At 66.8% G+C, this 18296-nt stretch carries 10 protein-coding genes, 1 tRNA gene and 1 pseudogene; 8 read left to right on the forward strand and 4 right to left on the reverse strand.

What is annotated here, in order from left to right:
• Positions 1-87: 87 nt before the first annotated feature.
• Complete coding sequence (zapE, locus tag MFF40_RS11000) at positions 88-1320, forward strand: cell division protein ZapE (protein WP_238260385.1); 1233 nt, start codon at positions 88-90, stop codon at positions 1318-1320.
• Positions 1317-4271 carry a response regulator gene (locus MFF40_RS11005; RefSeq protein ID WP_238260386.1) on the forward strand — a complete coding sequence of 985 codons (2955 nt, stop codon included), beginning with the start codon at positions 1317-1319 and terminating at the stop codon, positions 4269-4271. Before zapE ends, MFF40_RS11005 begins: the two co-directional genes overlap by 4 nt.
• Before the next feature lie 59 nt (positions 4272-4330).
• On the opposite strand, the gene ubiB is transcribed toward MFF40_RS11005, so the two are convergent.
• From ubiB to leuB, 3 genes are all read right to left on the reverse strand, one after another.
• Complete coding sequence (ubiB, locus tag MFF40_RS11010; protein ID WP_147897314.1) at positions 4331-5893, reverse strand: 2-polyprenylphenol 6-hydroxylase; 1563 nt, start codon at positions 5891-5893, stop codon at positions 4331-4333.
• Between the two features lie 409 nt (positions 5894-6302).
• Complete coding sequence (gene ubiE / locus MFF40_RS11015; protein WP_147853575.1) at positions 6303-7085, reverse strand: bifunctional demethylmenaquinone methyltransferase/2-methoxy-6-polyprenyl-1,4-benzoquinol methylase UbiE; 783 nt, start codon at positions 7083-7085, stop codon at positions 6303-6305.
• A gap of 86 nt (positions 7086-7171) precedes the next feature.
• The gene (leuB, locus tag MFF40_RS11020; protein ID WP_238260387.1) at positions 7172-8281 is read right to left on the reverse strand and encodes a 3-isopropylmalate dehydrogenase; all 1110 of its coding nucleotides are present in this window, start codon (positions 8279-8281) and stop codon (positions 7172-7174) included.
• Between the two features lie 409 nt (positions 8282-8690).
• On the opposite strand from leuB, the gene MFF40_RS11025 reads away from it, so the two are divergent.
• Together MFF40_RS11025 and MFF40_RS11030 are read left to right on the forward strand one after the other, a co-directional pair.
• The gene (locus tag MFF40_RS11025; protein WP_238260388.1) at positions 8691-10256 is read left to right on the forward strand and encodes a 2-isopropylmalate synthase; all 1566 of its coding nucleotides are present in this window, start codon (positions 8691-8693) and stop codon (positions 10254-10256) included.
• Positions 10257-10359: 103 nt separating this feature from the next.
• A tRNA-Lys gene (locus tag MFF40_RS11030) sits at positions 10360-10435 on the forward strand.
• Between the two features lie 291 nt (positions 10436-10726).
• On the opposite strand, the pseudogene MFF40_RS11035 reads toward MFF40_RS11030, so the two are convergent.
• A pseudogene (locus tag MFF40_RS11035) lies at positions 10727-11676 on the reverse strand (IS5 family transposase).
• Positions 11677-12016: 340 nt separating this feature from the next.
• Between MFF40_RS11035 and MFF40_RS11040 the strand changes: the two are divergent.
• Genes MFF40_RS11040 through MFF40_RS11055 form a run of 4 tightly spaced genes read left to right on the forward strand, consistent with a single transcriptional unit; the run spans position 12017 to position 18132 of the window.
• On the forward strand, positions 12017-13366 hold the full coding sequence (locus MFF40_RS11040; protein WP_238260389.1) for a DNA cytosine methyltransferase: 1350 nt from the start codon (positions 12017-12019) through the stop codon (positions 13364-13366).
• Positions 13317-14924: an ATP-binding protein gene (locus MFF40_RS11045; RefSeq protein ID WP_238260390.1), complete on the forward strand. Its 1608-nt coding sequence runs from the start codon at positions 13317-13319 to the stop codon at positions 14922-14924. Before MFF40_RS11040 ends, MFF40_RS11045 begins: the two co-directional genes overlap by 50 nt.
• Positions 14921-17137, forward strand: a complete 2217-nt coding sequence (locus MFF40_RS11050; RefSeq protein WP_238260391.1) for a Z1 domain-containing protein — start codon at positions 14921-14923, stop codon at positions 17135-17137. The genes MFF40_RS11045 and MFF40_RS11050 overlap by 4 nt, the downstream gene beginning before the upstream one ends.
• Entirely contained in the window at positions 17134-18132 is a 999-nt protein-coding gene (locus MFF40_RS11055) for a PD-(D/E)XK motif protein (protein WP_238260393.1), read from the forward strand. The genes MFF40_RS11050 and MFF40_RS11055 overlap by 4 nt, the downstream gene beginning before the upstream one ends.
• Positions 18133-18296 lie beyond the last annotated feature (164 nt).

The raw sequence follows: 18296 nt of genomic DNA on the forward strand, positions 1-18296 counted from the left end.
GCACAGGGTTGCGGCCCCGGCGGGAACGGTCGACCGGGGGCGGGGGTGCCGGTCCGGCGCCGTATCGCGTTTCAGGGGACCGGCGGCGTGAGCGAGCAATCCGGGAAGCAACACGCGCCATCCGCGGAGGCGCGAGCCAGCGCCGTGTCGCCCGGCCCGGTCCATGAGCGCTACGAGGCCCTGGTCGCCACCGGCGCCATCGAACGGGATCCCGCCCAGGCACAGCTGGTGCGCGCCCTCGACCGGCTGATCCAGGATCTCGGACGCCGCAAGCGTGCGAACAAGACCAGCGCGCTGGGATGGCTGTTCCGGCGCAAGGACGAGGCGCCGGCTCCCAAGGGTCTCTACATCTGGGGCTCGGTCGGCCGCGGCAAGACCATGCTGATGGACCTGTTCCACGAGGCCGCGCCGGGACCCAAGCGGCGGGTCCACTTCCACGGGTTCCTCGCCGACGCACACGCGCGCATCCACGCTTACCGCCAGGCGCTGAAGGCCGGCACCGTGAAGGGCGACGACCCGATCGGCCCCGTCGCCGACCAGCTCGCCGACGAGGCGACCCTGCTGTGCTTCGACGAGTTCACGGTGACCGACATCGCCGACGCCATGATCCTCGGGCGCCTGTTCGGCCACCTGTTCCGCCGCGGCGTCATCGTGGTGGCGACCTCCAACGTCGAGCCCGACCGGCTCTACGAGGGCGGCCTCAACCGGGCTCTGTTCCTGCCCTTCATAGCGACGCTGAAAGAGCAGGTGGACGTGGTGCGGCTCGATTCGCGGACCGATTTCCGCCTTGAGAAGCTCGGCGGCACGGCCGTCTATCACGTGCCGGCGGATGCGGCCGCCCGGGCGGCCCTGGACGCCGCGTTCAAGGGGCTCACCGGCAAGGCGCGGGGCCGCACCGCGACGATCCAGGTCCAGGGCCGCGACGTCGCGATCCCCGAGGAGGCCAACGGCGTCGCGCGCTTCGGCTTCGACGACCTCTGCCGGCAGCCGCTCGGCGCCTCCGACTACATGGCCCTGGCGCGGACCTTCCACACGGTGATCCTCGACGGGATCCCGGTGCTCGGAGAGGCTGAGCGCAACGAGGCCAAGCGCTTCATCACCCTAGTGGACACCCTCTACGACCGGCACGTGAAGCTCGTCGCCTCGGCGGCGGCCGAGCCGCAGGACCTCTACGCGGCGGAGTCCGGGCGCGAGGCGTTCGAGTTCGATCGGACCGTCTCCCGCCTGATCGAGATGCGCTCGCGGGAATACCTCGCCCTGCCGCACGGACGGGCCGATTCCGAGGCCTCGGGTGCCAGCACCGGGCTGGTGGAGACGTGAGCCGCCCCGGAGTCGGCTCGATCTTCCGCCTGCGGCGGCCGAACTGGCGCGGTGCCGGTCCGCTCGGACCGCTTCTCGGCTCGCCGGCCGCCTTCGTCCTGCTGGTCGTCGCGCTCGCGGCGGGCACAGCCAACTACATTGCCGGAGAGGCCGACCGGGCCGCGACCGCGCGGGCCAACGCCACGATCACCGGGGTCGAGCGGCTGCTCTCCGAGGTCAAGGACCTCGAGACCGGCGAGCGCGGTTTCGTGCTGGTGGGCAGCGAGGATTACCTGACGCCCTACACCGTCGCGCTCGGCAAGCTCGAGACCGAGCTCGCCGCCCTCGGGGCGACTGCGCAGGAGCCGGTCCGCAGCGGCGGCCCGTCGCTCGCCGGGCTGGTGGCGCAGAAGCGCGACTTCGCCACCCGGGTGGTCGCGGCACGCCGGGACCGGGGCTTCGACGCGGCCACCGACCTCGTCCGCACCGGCGAGGGCAAGCAGCTGATGGACGCGATCCGCGCGGAGGCGACGGCCCGCCAGGCGATCACGGCCCAGCACCTCGGCGAGGTACAGGCCCGGGAGCGCTGGCGCGGGCTGATCCTGTTCCTGCTGTCGGGGGCTGCCGCGCTCGGCGCGATCGTGCTGCTGGCCCGCCTCGCCCTGGTGCGGCGGCAGGAATCGCTGCGCATGTCGCGCCTGCTCGACGGCGTGCTGGCCAACGCCCCCGTGGGCCTCGGCTTCCTCGACCGCGACCTGAAGATCCGCCACATGAACCGGGCGCTCGCCACCATGAGCGAGCGCGGCTTCGGGGCCGATCTCGGGGCCCCGATCTGGGCGATTCTGCCGACGCTGCAGGAGGCGCTGGCGCCCAAGCTCGCGGCGGCGCTCAACGAAGGCCTGGTCTCGCCCAACGTGCCGGTGGCGATCCCGACGCCCTCGGCGCCCGGGGGCGTCCGCCAGTTCTCCATGAGCTTCTACCCCCTGCGCGGCGAAGCGACGGGGCCGGACAGCGGGCAGGACGTCGAGGGGGTGGGCCTGGTCGTGGTCGACGACACGATCCGCCACCTCGCGGAGATGCGGACGAAGCGCAGCGAAGAGCGCTTCCGCTCGCTGATCGAGGCCAGCGCGGCGATCGTCTGGACCGCCAACCCGGAGGGCAGCCTGCACCGGCGACAGATCGCCTGGAGCCGCTTCACCGGCCAGGACGAAGCAGCCTACGCCGGCCTCGGCTTCCTCGACGTGATCCATCCGGACGACCGTGCCCACACCCAGGCCGACTGGGCCCGCGCGGTGACGACCCTGCAGCCCTACGCCACCGAACACCGGATGCGTGCCCGCTCCGGCGCGTACCGGCACATGAGCGTGCGCGCCGTGCCGATCCTCGAAGCGGACGGCACGCTGCGGGAATGGGTCGGCACCCACACCGACATCACCGAGCGCAAGGAAGCGGAGGCCGCCATCGAGGCGGCGCGGGCCGCGGCCGAAGCCGCCAACGAGGCCAAGAGCCAGTTCCTGGCCAACATGAGCCACGAGCTGCGCACGCCGCTCTCGGCGGTGATCGGCTATTCCGAGATGGTCCAGGAGGAGTTGGAGGATCTGGGCGAGGCGGCCCTGATCGCCGACATGAAAAAGATCGAGTCCAACGCCCGGCACCTGCTCGGCCTGATCAACGACGTGCTCGACATCTCCAAGATCGAGGCCGACCGGGTGGAGATCTACGCTGAGGATTTCGACGTCGCCGAGGTGGTCCGCGACGTCGCCGCCACCGTCGAGGGGCTGATCGCCAAGAAGGGCAACACCCTCGCGCTGGACCTCGCAGCGGATGTCGGCACGGCCCACACCGACGTGACCAAGCTGCGCCAGTGCCTGATCAACCTCCTGAGCAACGCCGCGAAGTTCACCGAGAACGGCCGGATCACGCTTGGGGTCACCCGCACCGCGGAGGCTCTGCGCTTCACGGTCGCCGATACCGGCATCGGCATGAGCGCGGAGCAGGTCGGGCGCCTGTTCGAGCGCTTCACCCAGGCCGACGCCTCGACCACCCGCCGCTTCGGCGGTACCGGCCTCGGCCTATCGATCACCCGGGCCTTCTCGGAAATGCTCGGTGGCGCCATCGTGGTGGAAAGCCGGGAAGGGGAGGGCACCGTCTTCACGCTCACCCTGCCGGCGCAGTTCCAGGGCCCGGAGGCCGAGCACGCGAACGCGGCCGGCGCGGGCGTCGGCGACCGCCGGACGATCCTGGTGGTGGACGACGATGCCGCGACCCGCGACCTGCTCGCCCGTTTCCTGGAGCGGGAAGGGTTTTCCGTGGCGGTGGCGGAGGACGGGCGCCGGGGCCTCGAACGCGCCCGCGCCCTGCGCCCCCGGGCGGTGCTGCTCGACGTGACCATGCCGCAGATGGACGGCTGGGCGGTGTTGCGGGCCCTGCGGGCGGATCCCGAGATCGGCGCGACGCCGATCGTGATGGTCACGGTTCTGGACGAGCAGAACCTCGCCTTCTCCCTCGGCGCGACCGACTATCTGCAAAAGCCGATCGACTGGGGCAGCCTGCGCCAGGTCATCGACCGCTTCCGGCCGGTGACCGTCGATGGCCCGATCCTGGTGGTCGAGGACGAGGCGGACGTGCGCGCCCACCTCTGCGCCTATCTCGGCCGCGAGGGCTTTCCCGTGGTCGAGGCGGAGAACGGGCTGCGCGCGTTGGAGACGCTGGAGACGGAGCGTCCCTGCCTGGTGCTGCTCGACCTGATGATGCCGGAGATGGACGGCTTCGGCTTCCTGCGGGCCATGCGCGCCCGGGCGGACTGGCGCGACATCCCCGTGGTGGTGCTCACCGCCAAGGACATCACCGCCGAGGACCGCCGCCGCCTCGCCGGCCAGGCCGACCGGGTTCTGGCGAAGGGGACCACCGGCCTGAGCGAACTCGCCCGCGAATTGCGGGCGCTGATGCCGGGGCATGCCGAGGTGGATTGAATCGCTTCTCGTCCCGCTCGGGACGATACCGCGGTTGGGTTTTCAGCCGATCCTGGCGATCAGAAGCTCCGGAACGCCATCACCAACGCCCCGATCGCGATGCCCCACAGGGCGAGCGTCGACCAGAGCGCGCGTCGGCGCTCGGTGCGGGCGAAGCGCTCCAAGCGTTGCGCGTCCCCGGTCCCGCTCTCGTCGAGGCGGATCAGCACGCGCTTGAGCCGCGTCGCGAGGTCGGGGATGTCGCCGACCACACCGGAGAGCACCCGCAGGGCCTCGAAGCCGCTCTGGGCGCGCCCGAGCGGGCCCGCATTCGTGGTGATCCAGCTGCGCACCACCGGCTCGGCGGTGGTCCACATGTCGAGGCGCGGATCCAGCGAGCGGGCCACGCCCTCGACCACCACCATGGTCTTCTGGAGCATCACCAGCTCGGTTCGAGTGCTCATGTCGAACAGGGCGGTGATGTCGAACAGCAGCGTCAGCACCTTGGACATCGAGATCTCGTCGGCCCGGCGCTGGTGGATCGGCTCGCCGATCGCCCGGATCGCCTGCGCGAAATCCTCCACCGAATGGTGCGCCGGCACGTAGCCGGCCTCGAAATGCACCTTCGCCACCCGGCGGTAGTCGCGCAGGATGAAGCCGAGCAGGATCTCAGCGAGGAACCGGCGCTCGTTCAGGCCGAGCCGGCCCATGATGCCGAAATCCACCGCCACCAGCCGGCCCTCGGCGTCCACCAGCAGGTTCCCCTGGTGCATGTCGGCGTGGAAGAATCCGTCACGGATCGCCTGCCGCAAAAAGCTCTGGATCACCGTGCGCCCGATCGCCTGCGGATCGTGGCCGGCCGCGACGAGTTCGGCCGCGCTGTGCAAGCGCACACCCTCGATCCACTCGGCCGACAAAACCTCCCGGGCGGTCAGCTCCCATTCGGGTTTCGGCACCCGGAAATCGAGGTCGTCCCGGGTGTTCTCGGCGATCTCCGAGGCGGCGGCCGCCTCCAGCCGGAAATCCATCTCCATCATCACGGAGCGGGCGAGGATCTCCACCACCTCGCGCGGGCGCAGCCGCTCGGCCTGCGGGGAGAGGGCGTGCACCACCCGGGCCATGAAGCGCATCACTTCGAGGTCGCGCATGAAGCGCTCGCGCACGCCCGGGCGCATCACCTTCACGGCGAGCGCCCGCTGCGTGCCGTCGGCATCCTGCACGACGGCCTTGTGGACCTGTGCGATCGAGGCGGCGGCGATCGGCTCGCTGAACGACACGAACAGCGCGTGCACCGGCTTGCCCAGTGCCATCTCGACCACCTTCAGGGCGGTCGCCTGCGGGAACGGCGGCACCCGGTCCTGCAACCGCTCCAGGTCGAAGGCCGCCCGCATGCCGACGATGTCGGGCCGGGTCGCCAGGAACTGGCCGAACTTCACGTAGGAGGGGCCGAGCCGTGTCAGCGCGGACGACAGTCCGGCGGCGCCGTCATCCAGACCCCGGCGCTCCAGGGACCGTCCGAGCTTCAGCGCGAAGCGCAGATGCGCGGGCAGCTCCGACGGATCGACCAGGGCGAGCGCGCCCTCGCGCGCCAGGACGAAGCCGACCCGGGCGCCGCGGAACAGGTTGATCGCGGCGCCGATCATGGACGCACCATCGTATCATCCAGGCCCCGCCGAACGCTCGCAAGATGAGACACCGACATGCCCTCGGCGGGCCTCTCCGCCTCCTTGCGGCTACGGCCTACCCTGGTTTCGATCGCAGCCGCGGGCATATCGTGCGTGCAGAAGGCGCTGGTCCCCTCTCCCGTGCGGGAGAGGGACAGGGTGAGGGATGCGACTTTTCCGGAGAACCCTGGTCCCTCACCCCAACCCTCTCCCGCACGGGAGAGGGGGTGCATCGCGGCCTGCAACAACCCTGGTGCCTCAAACCTGTGTCGCCCGTAGCCCTTGCAGGCAGGAGCCGGAGGTGGTGCCGGATGCGGCGCGGCGGTCCCGTCTGAACCACCCCCAGCCCCTCCCCATGAGGGGGAGGGGAAAGCGTTGTGGGCCAAGATCAGGAGACCTTCCAGCCGGAATGGATCGCCACGATCCCACCCGAGAGCGGCCGGTCCGTGACGTGACGGAAACCGGCACGCTCGATCATGCCGCTGAAGGCACCCCGGCTCGGGAACTTCCGGATCGATTCGACCAGGTACCGGTAGGATTCGGCGTCCCCGGCCACCCGGGCGCCGATCCGCGGGATCACGTGGAAGGAATAGGCGTCGTAGATCCTGTCGAGCAGCGGGATGTCGACGGCGGAGAATTCGAGGCACAGGAACCGGCCGCCGGGCTTCAACACGCGGCGCGCCTCGGCGAGGGCCGTCTCGATCCGCGGCACGTTCCGGATGCCGAACGCGATCGTGTAAGCGTCGAAGGCGGCGTCCGGCAGCGGCAGGGTCTCTGCGTTGCCGGTGACGAAGGCGATCCGGTCGCCCGCGCCCTCGACCTTCTCCCGGGCCCGCTCGGCGCCGACGCGGAGCATCGATTCGTTGATGTCGAGCACCGTGACCCGCGTCTTCGGGCCGCCCGCGGCGAGCACCCGGAACGCCACGTCACCGGTGCCGCCGGCGACGTCGAGATGCGCGAAGGGCCTGCCCTGCGGCGGCCGCAGCATCGAGACGAGCTGCGCCTTCCAGGCCCGGTGCAGGCCCGCCGACATCAGGTCGTTCATGACGTCGTAGCGGCGGGCGACCGAGTGGAAGACGCTGTCGACGCGCCCCTGCTTCTCGTCGAGCGACACGCGCTCGAAACCGAAATCCGCGCCTTCGCGCTCCGTCGCCCCGTCCCCGGCCTTCATGACGCTCCCGTTCCTCACGTCCGCGCGTCATAGCGAAGGCCGCGCCCATCCGCCATGCGTCCTATCACGCGGACGGTGCCGGATCCTCAGCCGACGCGGGCACGCAGGGCGTCCGCCACGGCGTTCGCCATGGCGCGGGTGCCCATCGGATTGGTGCCCTCGCCGGCGATGTCGGCAGTGCGGGCGCCCCCGGCCAGCGCGTCCATGACGGCGCCGTCCAGCGCGTCCGCGGCCTCGCCGAGGCCGAACGAGTAGCGCAGGCACATGGTCAGGGAGCCGATCATGGCGATCGGGTTCGCCTTGTCCTGGCCGGCGATGTCCGGGGCCGAACCGTGGCACGGCTCGTAGAGCGCCCGGCGCACGCCGCTGTCGTCCACCGCGCCCAGCGACGCCGAGGGCAGCATGCCGAGGGAACCGGTGAGCATCGCGGCGAGGTCGGACAGCACGTCGCCGAACAGGTTGTCGGTCACCAGCACGTCGAACTGCTTCGGCCGGCGCACCAGCTGCATGGCGCAGTTATCGGCCAGGATGTGTTCCAGCTCGATCTCGGCGTAGTGCTCGGCATGGACCTTGGTGACGACCTCCTTCCAGAGGACGCCGGACTTCATGACGTTGTGCTTCTCGGCCGAGGCCACCCGGCCGGAACGCTTGCTCGCCAGGTCGAAGGCGACCTTGGCGATCCGCTCGATCTCGCCCGTCGTGTAGACCTGGGTGTCGACCGCCCGCTTCGAGCCGTCCTCCAGGATGGTGATCTCCTTGGGCTCCCCGAAATAGACGCCGCCGGTCAGCTCGCGGACGATCATGATGTCGAGGCCCTCGACCAGCTCGCGCTTGAGCGCCGAGGCGTCGGCGAGCGCCGGATAGCAGATCGCCGGCCGCAGGTTGGCGAACAGCTCCAGATCCTTGCGCAGCCGCAGCAGGCCGGCCTCGGGACGGTTCTCGTAGGCCACGCCCGCCCATTTCGGGCCGCCGACCGCGCCGAGCAGGATCGCGTCCGCCGCCCTAGCGCGCGCCAGGGTCTCGTCCGAGAGCGGGCTGCCGTGGGCATCGAGGGCGCAGCCGCCGACGAGGTCGGTCTCGGTCTCGAACGCGGCGAGCCCGGTCTCCTTCAGGGCTCCGAGCACGACCTCCATGCCGGCCGCGACCTCCGGGCCGATCCCGTCGCCGGGCAGGAGCAGGAGCTTGTAGCTGGCCATGGCGGTCTCGCGGGTTCTCTCTCGACGTGCCGGCGGGCTTTATCGAGGGCGGACCGCGCTTGGCAAGGCGGCGGGCGAGGGCGGCCCTTGTGTTTCCGGCACGCGGGGGCTACCTCTGCGGCCCTTCGCGCGGATGCCGCTTCACGCCGTCCGCAATTCACCCGGGAGAGACGAGCCTTGGCCAGAGCCGGCTCAGCGTCCGAGACCGCCCACGCCGCTTCGCCGGCGTTGCGGTCGCGCGCGCATCGTGCCCGGCTTCGTCTTCCGCTTCTGCTTACCCGCCCCTGAGGGCCGTCCGGGCGCGCGCGCCTGGGCCTTCAGGGGATTTTTTGAATTCGCGAACCTCGCCCCTTTTGGGCTCCCCGCCGCCCCGAGCCTTCCGCCGGGCGGCCCGCGACAGGGTAAAGCCATGACCACCACTAGCAGCACCACCGCCCGCGAACGCATCGTCATCTTCGACACCACCCTGCGCGACGGCGAGCAGTGCCCCGGCGCAACCATGACCCACGACGAGAAGCTCGCGGTCGCCGAACTCCTCGACACGATGGGCGTCGACATCATCGAGGCGGGCTTCCCGATCGCCTCGATCGGCGACTTCGAGGCCGTCTCGGAGATCGCCCGGCGGACCAAACGCGCCACCATCGCGGGCCTCGCCCGCGCGATCCCCGCCGACATCGCCCGGGCCGGCGAGGCGGTGCGGCACGCCAAGCGCGGACGGATCCACACCTTCGTGTCGACCTCGCCGATCCATCTCGCGCACCAGATGCGCAAGACCCAGGACGAGGTGCTGGAGATCATCCTCAAGACCGTCGCCCAAGCCCGCGACCTCGTCGAGGACGTGGAATGGTCGGCCATGGACGCGACTCGCACGCCGATCGACTACCTGTGCCGCTGCGTCGAGGCCGCGATCAAGGCCGGCGCCACCACGATCAACCTGCCCGACACGGTGGGTTACGCCACGCCGTCCGAGTATCGCGACATGTTCGCGTCCGTGCGCGAGCGGGTGCCCAACGCCGACCAGGCGGTTTTTTCCGTCCACTGCCACAATGATCTGGGTCTCGCGATCGCCAACTCGCTGGCCGGCATCGAGGGCGGCGCCCGGCAGGTCGAGTGCACGATCAACGGCATCGGCGAGCGCGCCGGCAACGCCGCGCTCGAGGAGATCGTGATGGCGCTGCGCACCCGCGCCGACGTGCTGCCCTACGAGACCGGCATCGAATCGACCATGCTGACCCGCGCTTCCAAGCTGGTGAGCCACGCCACCAACTTCCCGGTGCAGTTCAACAAGGCGATCGTCGGCCGCAACGCCTTCGCGCACGAGAGCGGCATCCACCAGGACGGCATGCTCAAGAACGCCGAGACCTACGAGATCATGACGCCCGCCTCGGTGGGCCTGACCAAGACCTCCCTGGTGATGGGCAAGCACTCGGGCCGGGCGGCGTTTCGCTCCAAGCTCGACGACCTCGGCCTGCACCTGTCCGACAACCAGTTCCAGGACGCGTTCGAGCGGTTCAAGGCGTTGGCCGACCGCAAGAAGCACGTCTACGACGAGGATATCGAGGCCCTGGTCGACGAGAACCTGGCCACTGCCCATGACCGGATCCGCCTGGTCTCGCTCTCGGTCATCGCCGGCACGCGGGGCCCGCAGCGCGCCACCCTGCGCATCGCCGACGAGGACGGCACACGGATCGAGGAGGCCGACGGCAACGGGCCGGTTGACGCGGTGTTCAACGCGATCACCGCCCTGGTGCCGCACAAGGCCGAGCTGGAACTGTACCAGGTGCAGGCGGTCTCCGGCGGCACCGACGCGCAGGCCGAGGTCTCGGTGCGGCTGCGCGACGGCGACCGCAGCGTCACCGCCCGCGGCGCCGACCCGGACACACTGGTGGCGTCCGCGAAGGCGTATCTCTCGGCCCTGAACAAGCTCGCGGCCCACGCCGTGCGGGTTCATGCACAGCACGCGGCAGCGGAATAGCAAAAAACCCGCGTCCGGGGGTGGACAGCCCCCGGATGCGTTGGTATCAGCCCGCCACCCCGGACGGACTTGGTGGCCACCGGGGCGGGTCGCAGACGCGATCGGGCGCATAGCTCAGTTGGTAGAGCAGCTGACTCTTAATCAGCGGGTCCTAGGTTCGAACCCTAGTGCGCCCACCAAGTAAATCAGAGACTTAGATGCGGAAATGCCCTGTCCGGGCTTTCACGCCTACTGCAGACGTAACATCTGACGTAACGCTGCGCGTCATCGCTGGCCCTCCAAAGGACACCTCGAAGAACCGCGCAATTGCGAGGTTTGGCCGCCGGTTTGATTCTGCCCGCAGCTTTTTGCGTGATTGGACCGACGTTCTGGCCGTCTGGCGATGGTCGTGAGTGGGCTTAGGAGCCGATCTCGGGCTTCCCTCAGGCCACCACCGGGCAGGCTTCCATCCAGAGGGAGCGGTTGAGGTTTTAGGCGAGGTTGGCGAGCCCGATCTCGGTCCGGCCGCGGGCCAGACCGATGGTACACACGAACAAGCCGAAGCGGAGCTTCTGGCCGGCGAACACCGTGTCGACGGCCGAGCGGACCTTGAACTCGTGGCCGGGCTGCCGTCGGAAGTGAATCTTCGAGCGCCGGCCATGCTTGGTCAGATGGGCTTCGTTGGTATTCGAGCGGTAGGCGGTGTCGGCCCAGACGTCGCTCGCCGTGTTGGCTGGATCGAGGAAGTTCGCCAGTTGTGCCCCCTCATGTGCGGCCGCGCTGGTGACGGTGAAGCGGCGGACGAACCCGTGCTTGCGGTCGATCGAAGCGTGCGTCTCGTACCCGAACATCGGGATGACGATCTCGACCTTGCCCTTCGTGCCGTCTGCCTTTGCGGGCCGCGCCTTGGCCCGCTTCAGCATCCAGCGGGCATCATAGTCCTTCTGCGCGAACTTTTTGAGGTTGGCCGACCACGTCTCCGGGATCCGGCCCTCTTTCAGATCCGCCTTCTCCGCATCGGTGTCGCGCTGGCGCGGCACCGCGATGATCGAGGCGTCGATGATTTGGCCTTACATCGCCAGATAGCCCTTGCCCTTCAGCCAGCCATCGAAGGCTGCAAACAGCTCCTCGATCGCGCCGGCCCGGGTCAGGTGTTCCCGGAACAGCCACACAGTCTCGGTGTCGTCCACGGCATCCTCAAAGCCCAAACGGAGGAAGCGCATGAACGAGAGCCGATCCCAGATCTGAAACTCGGTGGCGTCGTCCGACAGCGTGTAGAGCGTCTGAAGGACCAGGATCTTAATATGAGGACCGAGTCGTAGGGTAGGCGGCCACCCTTCGATCCATCGGACCGCTTCAGGGTGGTCGTCAGCTTCGGCCGGAACGCCTCGAAGTCGATCAGAGCCGCGAGCTTCACAAGCGGGTCGCCGTTCTCCGACAGACGCTGATAGCGCTCATCCGAGCCTCCCCAACGCCGACACCATCACGGAGTCACGACACCGCCCCACGCGGAAGGGGGTGTTTCGAGGTGTCTGAGTGCTTGGCGCGGCGCGGATGGCGCTCGACCGAGATCACAGCAGTTGCAGTTGCGGCCCGAAGCCGCCGATGCGCCCGAGCAACACCCTACAAGTTGTACTCAATTCTTTGAGGCTGCCCGCTTTACGTTGGTGGCAGACTCCCGTCATGGTGCCTGCTCAGGGACGGGCTGCAGCAGAACGGCCGTTGTGAATCGATACGGGATAAGGCCATGCCTAATCAGCACCTGCTAGGTATTCGCGGGCATGCTTAGCGCTCGATCCAATGACCACGTCAAATCTTCGTCACCACTTCGCTTCATCGACCTCTTTGCAGGGCTGGGCGGCTTCCACCAGGCGTTATCATCGCTTGGGCTCGAGTGTGTTTTCGCCTGCGAGGCCAACGCCGAATTAGCAAACTTATACCAAACGAACTTTGGCCTTCTGCCCCACGGCGATATTCGCAACGTCGAGCCCGAACGCGTGCCCCCTCACGACGTACTGTGTGCTGGTTTCCCCTGTCAGAACTTTTCAAAGGCTGGAGTGCAGCGAGGGCTTAGCTGCCCGCAGTATGGCGACCTGGTTGGCTATATCCTGGCGATTCTAAGTCATCACAAGCCACGTCTCCTCATTATGGAGAACGTGCCGAACCTCATGCGCCACCGCGGCGGGGCGACTTGGCGCCAGATCCGTGACCAGTTGGTCGAAGCGGGCTACGACATTTCTGAGGAGCGCTTGTCGCCAGAGATGTTCGGCGTTCCGCAAACTCGGGAGCGGTGCTTTATCGTAGGCCGACTGAGGTCGCTCGGAGCATTTGCGTGGCCATCAGGCAGCGCCCCCGCGGATCTCTCCGTACACTCAGTGCTGGACACCAATCCGCCTGAGGCGCGCTACCTCGAGCGACGATTCGTCGAATACCTGGCAACTTGGGACGATTTGATATCCTCCCTCTCTGCGTCTGAGCAGCTGCCGAGTTGGCCGATGTGGGCGATGGAATGGGGCGCGACGTACCCTTACGCCGATTCAACGCCCTACTCGCAGGGCTTCCGCGGCCTCACGAAGTACAATGGCGCGCTTGGGCGTAGCATGTCCTGGATGCTCGCAGATCAGGTCTCGGCTGCGTTGCCGTCCTACGCCCGCGAGGAAGCGGACCGTTTTCCATCCTGGAAAATCGAGTTCATACGGAAGAATCGCGAGTTCTACGCGCGGAACAAGCGGCTGATTGATGGCTGGCTCCCTCGAATTGCGAACTTCGCACCAAGCTTCCAGAAGTTCGAGTGGAACTGCAGGGACGAGGAGCGCACCGTCTGGAATAAGCTCATTCAGTTCCGGGCATCAGGTATTCGGGTGAAGTCTCCGCGCCGCGCGCCATCCCTTGTGGCGATGACAACAAGCCAGGTCCCGGTGGTGGCGTGGGAGAGGCGCTACATGACCGAGCGCGAGTGCAGTCGGCTGCAGAGCATGGGCGGCCTCAAGCATTTCCCGACCACAAAATCTGCAGCCTTCAAGGCACTTGGAAATGCTGTGAACGTCGAGGTGGTGCGCGCCATCGCGCAGGCACTGGTCGATGCAGATGCTCAGCCAGAGCCTGGCGAGCATGTTACCCTGGCGGCTTGAGCTTAGGCATCCTGTGGCAGAGCAAGGCGGACGGCTCCAGAAGGTGAGCATTCGACCCGGCGCCGCGGTGCTGTCGGTGCTGCGCCACCTGAACTACAAGCCTTGGTTCGCTTTGGCTGAGTTCGTAGATAACGCCGTTCAGAGTTACCTGGCGAATCGTGAGGCGCTTCAGGCTGTCCATGGGCCGGGATACCGCTTGCGCGTCTCGATCGATGTCGACACGGCGCTACCCGGGAAGATCACCATCAGGGACAACGCCGCGGGCATCGCCGACGCCGATTTTCCGCGCGCGTTCCGGCCAGCGGTGGTGCCGACCGACGCCACCGGGCTGAGCGAGTTCGGCATGGGGATGAAGAGCGCGGCCTGCTGGTTTGCCCCGCGCTGGCAGGTACGCACGAAGGCGCTCAATGAGCCCGTCGAGCGCCGCGTCAGCTTCGACGTCTCCCGTATCGTGCGGGATGAGCTTGAGGAACTGGATATCGAGGAGAGCGCCTCGCCGGCGCGGGCCCACTTCACCGAAGTCGTGCTCTTCGACCCTTTCCACATGCCGACCGGCCGCACCATCGGCAAGATCAAGGACCATCTAACGGACATCTACAGGGTGTTCGTCCGGGATGGGGTCCTAGACCTACGCTTCGGGCCGGACTCCCTCGTCTACCAGGAGCCGCCGATTCTGGAGGCGCCGTATGAGCGCGATCCGAGCAAGACGCCAAGGAGATGGTGGAAGGAGATCGACCTGGATTTCGGGAGCGGACTGTCCGCTACCGGATTCGCCGCGCTCCGTGACCCAGGGAATCATACCCGTTCTGGCTTCGCGCTCTTTCGTAGGGGGCGCCTAATCGAGGGCAGTGGCGAGGAAGGCTACCGCCCGCCAGCCATCTTCCAGGCTCCTGGCTCTTTTCGGCACCTGCGCCTTTTCGGAGAGCTTCACCTCGAGGGCTTTGAGGTGAGCCATACCAAGGACGGGTTTCGCTGGGACGACAACGAGGAGCCATTCCTCGAGTTGCTGAAAGAAAACATCGACAGCGAGGATCTCCCACTTCTGAAGCAGGCCGACCAGTACCGGTCGCTCGCAGCGAAACGCGATCGCCAGGCGGCGGCTGCACAAGCGTTGTCGCGTGTGACTGACGCGATGGAGCGATCAATATCACAGATCCTGCCTGCGGTAGCTGATGCCGCTCCGGTCGAGACACCAAGCACACCGCTCGTGCACCGTGAGATGCTGGCTGAGCGTGAGCTAAGCTTCCAGTTCCGGGGCCAACGATGGGTGGTCTGGATCGAACTCGCCGATGATCCCGCCGAGAGTGAGTGGCTCACCTTAAGCGATCGACCTGGCGAAGACGGCCAGGCCTCCGTCGTCCAAATCCGCATTTCCATGGCGCACCCTTTCATGGTCGCCTTTGCTCAGACGCGACCAGACGAAATCGAGGCGCTCATCCGCGTTGGCGCATCACTCGCTTTGGCTGAGAAGCTGGCGCGTCGGTCTGGCGTGAGGATGGCCGGGAGCATCCGGCGCAACATGAATGAGATCCTTCGGGAGGCCCTGTCACAGCCATGACCTCGCAAGCTTCACAAACACCGGCGGTTGCCACCCCAATCGCGCCATCGGTTCCCGGCATTCTCTGGACCCCTACGGAAGGCGAGGAGGCTAGGGGTATCCTGGCCCGTAGCACGACGCTGGATGCAGCAGGGCGCCAGAGCCTGCTCGAGGCCTCGGCCCAGATCCTCGGATCGGGTGTCGAGCCGGGCGGGGCAGCCGGCTCTCGGACGGGCCTTGTGGTCGGCCTGGTCCAGAGCGGCAAGACAATGTCCTTCACCACGGTGATGGCGCTCGCCCGCGACAATGACTTCCCGATCGTCATCCTCATCGCGGGCAACAAGGACAACTTGCTCACCCAGTCGCATACCCGTCTCGCGCGCGACCTGGATACCGAGCGGGATTCGTGGCCGCGCGCCTGGAAAATCCGCAAGAATATCCGAGGTGTTGACCAAGAAAGCGAGCAGCTGCTCCGCCAGACCTTGGCAGGCTGGCAGACCTCATCCAACGACGATGAGCGCGCCACCCTGATCCTTACGGTCCTGAAGCAGAAGGACCGACTGGCCGCCCTCACAGAACTGCTGAAGAAGTTCGATCTATCGCGAACGCACGTTCTGATCGTCGACGATGAGGCAGACCAGGCGAGCCTGAACACGAAGGTCCGGAAAGGCTTGGAGAGCACGACCTACACGCGCTTGCGGGAGCTGCGCGAGGCCGTGCCCTGCCACACTTACTTGCAATATACAGCAACGCCGCAGGCGCCGCTCCTGATCAACATTGCCGATACGCTCTCCCCGGATTTCGTTCGCGTCCTTGAGCCCGGTGGTGACTATGTTGGAGGCGCGGAGTTTTTCGATTCTGGCAGCCCCTATGTCCTCGATATACCTGTAATTGATCTGCCCGTTCAAGGCGTCATGCCAGCAGACCCGCCTGAGAGCATGCTGGAGGCGATGCGCGTCTTCTTCGTCGGCCTGGCGCTCGGCAAGAAGCGCAGGTCGATGCTGATCCACCCCTCACGAATCCGAAACGATCACCGCGAGGTGACGCAGTGGGCCAGCGCAGCGATCCAGGAGTGGGCAACCACCTTAGAATTGGCTCCATCAGATCCCGATCGCCAGGAGCTGATCGCGGATTTCCAGGTTGCCTACGACGAGCTAGCCACGACCGCTCAGCTTCCTCCCTTCCAGGAAGTTGAGGAGACGCTCCTGCGCTCGCTCAAGCACACGACGGTCATCGAGTTCAACACGAACGGCAGGCCCAAGACACCGGAGATCGACTGGAAGGACGCGCTGGGCTGGATCCTGGTTGGTGGCCAGGCCGTAGATCGCGGCTTCACGGTCGACGCGCTGACGGTCACGTACATGCCGAGGAGCATCGGCGGAGGCAACGCCGACACGCTGCAGCAGCGCGCCCGGTTCTTCGGATACAAACGTCCCTTCCTCGGGATCTGCCGCATCTACCTCGACGCGCAGGCGAGAACCGCCTTCGAGAGCTACGTGGAGCATGAGAATATCATGCGCAACGAGCTTGCGAGGCTTTCACAAACCGGCACCGGGCTGCAATCATGGCGGCGGCGCTTCGTCCTCGATCCGGCACTCAAGCCTTGCCGGACTTCCGTGATCGCCGACGACTTCGTCCGGATGCGCAGGTCGGGTGGCTGGCAGCAGCAGCGGGGCGCTGTGATCACCCGGGCCGCTCGACAGCACAATGCCCAGCTTCTCGCCCGGCTGGCCGGCCGTCTGAGCTTTGCGCCTGACACGACCTACACCTCGAGCCAGGCAGCGCAGCAGCACTTAGTAGCACGGGCGCCGCTGCAAATGGTCGTTGATACGTTGACCGAGTACCAGTTCGAGGATCCGCGCGATACAGCTGGGTTTACCGGCTTGCTGCTCGTCGCTGTCGAGGCTCTCCGCAGAAATCCCAACCTCGAGGCCGCGGTGTACCAAATGAGGCCCGGAGTCCAGGACATCTTCCGTACTGTCGATGAGGAAGGCAACCTCGCAGAGGGCTTCCTCCAGGGCCACACGGCGCGGCAGGGAGGCGGGATGGCCTACCCGGGCGATACGTTTTTCGCAGCCACCAACCAGGTGAGCCTCCAGATCCATCATTATGACCTTCACTTCGAGAGAGCGACGGTCGCCCAGGCGGCCCCATTGATTGCTACATACGTCCCAGCCGCTATCGCACGCGCTTGGCTGGTCCAGATCCAGCAGGGCCAGGCTGCGTCCGCGTGACTGAGAGGTTTAGCCAGCTTCTCGGCAGGCTTGCCGCGCCTGCCGGCGGAGGCTTTCATGTTCTTCAGCTACCTGATCCGGCCGGGTACTATGCCGGCCGAGACTGCGAGGGCGGCGCTACGCTCCTGATCCGCGCGACGGGCGCAGGCCGAACAGTTCCGCTTGTGCTCGCGGGACTTGCGGCAAGCTTCGATGTTCCTTGCAGGATTCAGGAACCGGGCGGTGCCGAGCGCGTCGAGCGCCTCACGAGCGTGACCTGCCGATCAAGCGAGCCTGCGATCGAGGCGTACTTCGCGGGTGTCGTGGAGATCATGATCCCCATGCTGGGACCGCTCCCATCCGCGGACGCGGTGTCGGACGCTCTCAGCCATCTAGCGGACCTGTTCCAAAAGCTACGGAGCCCGCCGCGACGGTCCGTGATCGGCCTCGTGGGCGAGTTAATGGTGATTCGTGCGGCGCGCGATCCTGTCGGTGCGGTATGGGCCTGGCGCGCGGATCCCGACGAGAGGTTCGACTTTGCGGCTGGAAGCTTGCGGCTCGAGGCGAAGGCCTCCGGTATGCGTGCGCGCCTTCACTCACTATCGCTCGAACAGGCGAATCCGGCTCCTGGTTCGGTTGGCTACCTCGCGTCCGTACTAGTCGAGCAGATGGCTGGAGGGACGTCGCTGTCCGACCTCATCGACGCAATCTCCGCGCGCCTGACGATGCCGCGTGCAACGATGAGGCTCCAGACCATTGTCGCGGACACGCTCGGCCAGGACCTCGCAGTCGCAATGAACTGGAGCTTCGATCTGACGCTCGCTTCGACGTCGCTTCTTTACTACGACATGAGGGAGGTCCCGGCTCTTCGAGGTAATCCGCCTCCTGGCGTAAGCGGCGTAAGATTCACCAGCGATCTCACCGCCACCCAGCCGCTTGCTGCTATCGACTACGAGACGCTCGAGCCAAATGCCCGTATAATGCTGCCTGCACTGAGAAGCATCCAGGATGCATAGGAAAAATATTAAGATTGAAGGGTGTATTTCAGCAGCCTACGAAACTGTATTTAGTACAATTGCCAGCAGCATCAGCTTTCATGACCAGAATCTTTCCGTCGATACATTTTGAATACGCGCACACACTATCCTCCGGCACACCCGCTCCCCATTGAAAGTGAAGC

This window comes from Methylobacterium mesophilicum (genome assembly GCF_022179445.1).
Taxonomy (GTDB): Bacteria; Pseudomonadota; Alphaproteobacteria; order Rhizobiales; family Beijerinckiaceae; genus Methylobacterium; species Methylobacterium mesophilicum.

Bases quoted from the DNA above. Each gene is read 5' to 3' on its own strand.
- ubiB (WP_147897314.1), bottom strand. From the start codon at position 5,893: ATGATCGGCGCCGCGATCAACCTGTTCCGCGGCGCCCGGGTCGGCTTC.
- ubiE (WP_147853575.1), bottom strand. From the start codon at position 7,085: ATGAAGGCCGGGGACGGGGCGACGGAGCGCGAAGGCGCGGATTTCGGT.
- leuB (WP_238260387.1), bottom strand. From the start codon at position 8,281: ATGGCCAGCTACAAGCTCCTGCTCCTGCCCGGCGACGGGATCGGCCCG.
- MFF40_RS11025 (WP_238260388.1), top strand. From the start codon at position 8,691: ATGACCACCACTAGCAGCACCACCGCCCGCGAACGCATCGTCATCTTC.
- MFF40_RS11040 (WP_238260389.1), top strand. From the start codon at position 12,017: ATGCTTAGCGCTCGATCCAATGACCACGTCAAATCTTCGTCACCACTT.
- MFF40_RS11045 (WP_238260390.1), top strand. From the start codon at position 13,317: ATGCAGATGCTCAGCCAGAGCCTGGCGAGCATGTTACCCTGGCGGCTT.
- MFF40_RS11050 (WP_238260391.1), top strand. From the start codon at position 14,921: ATGACCTCGCAAGCTTCACAAACACCGGCGGTTGCCACCCCAATCGCG.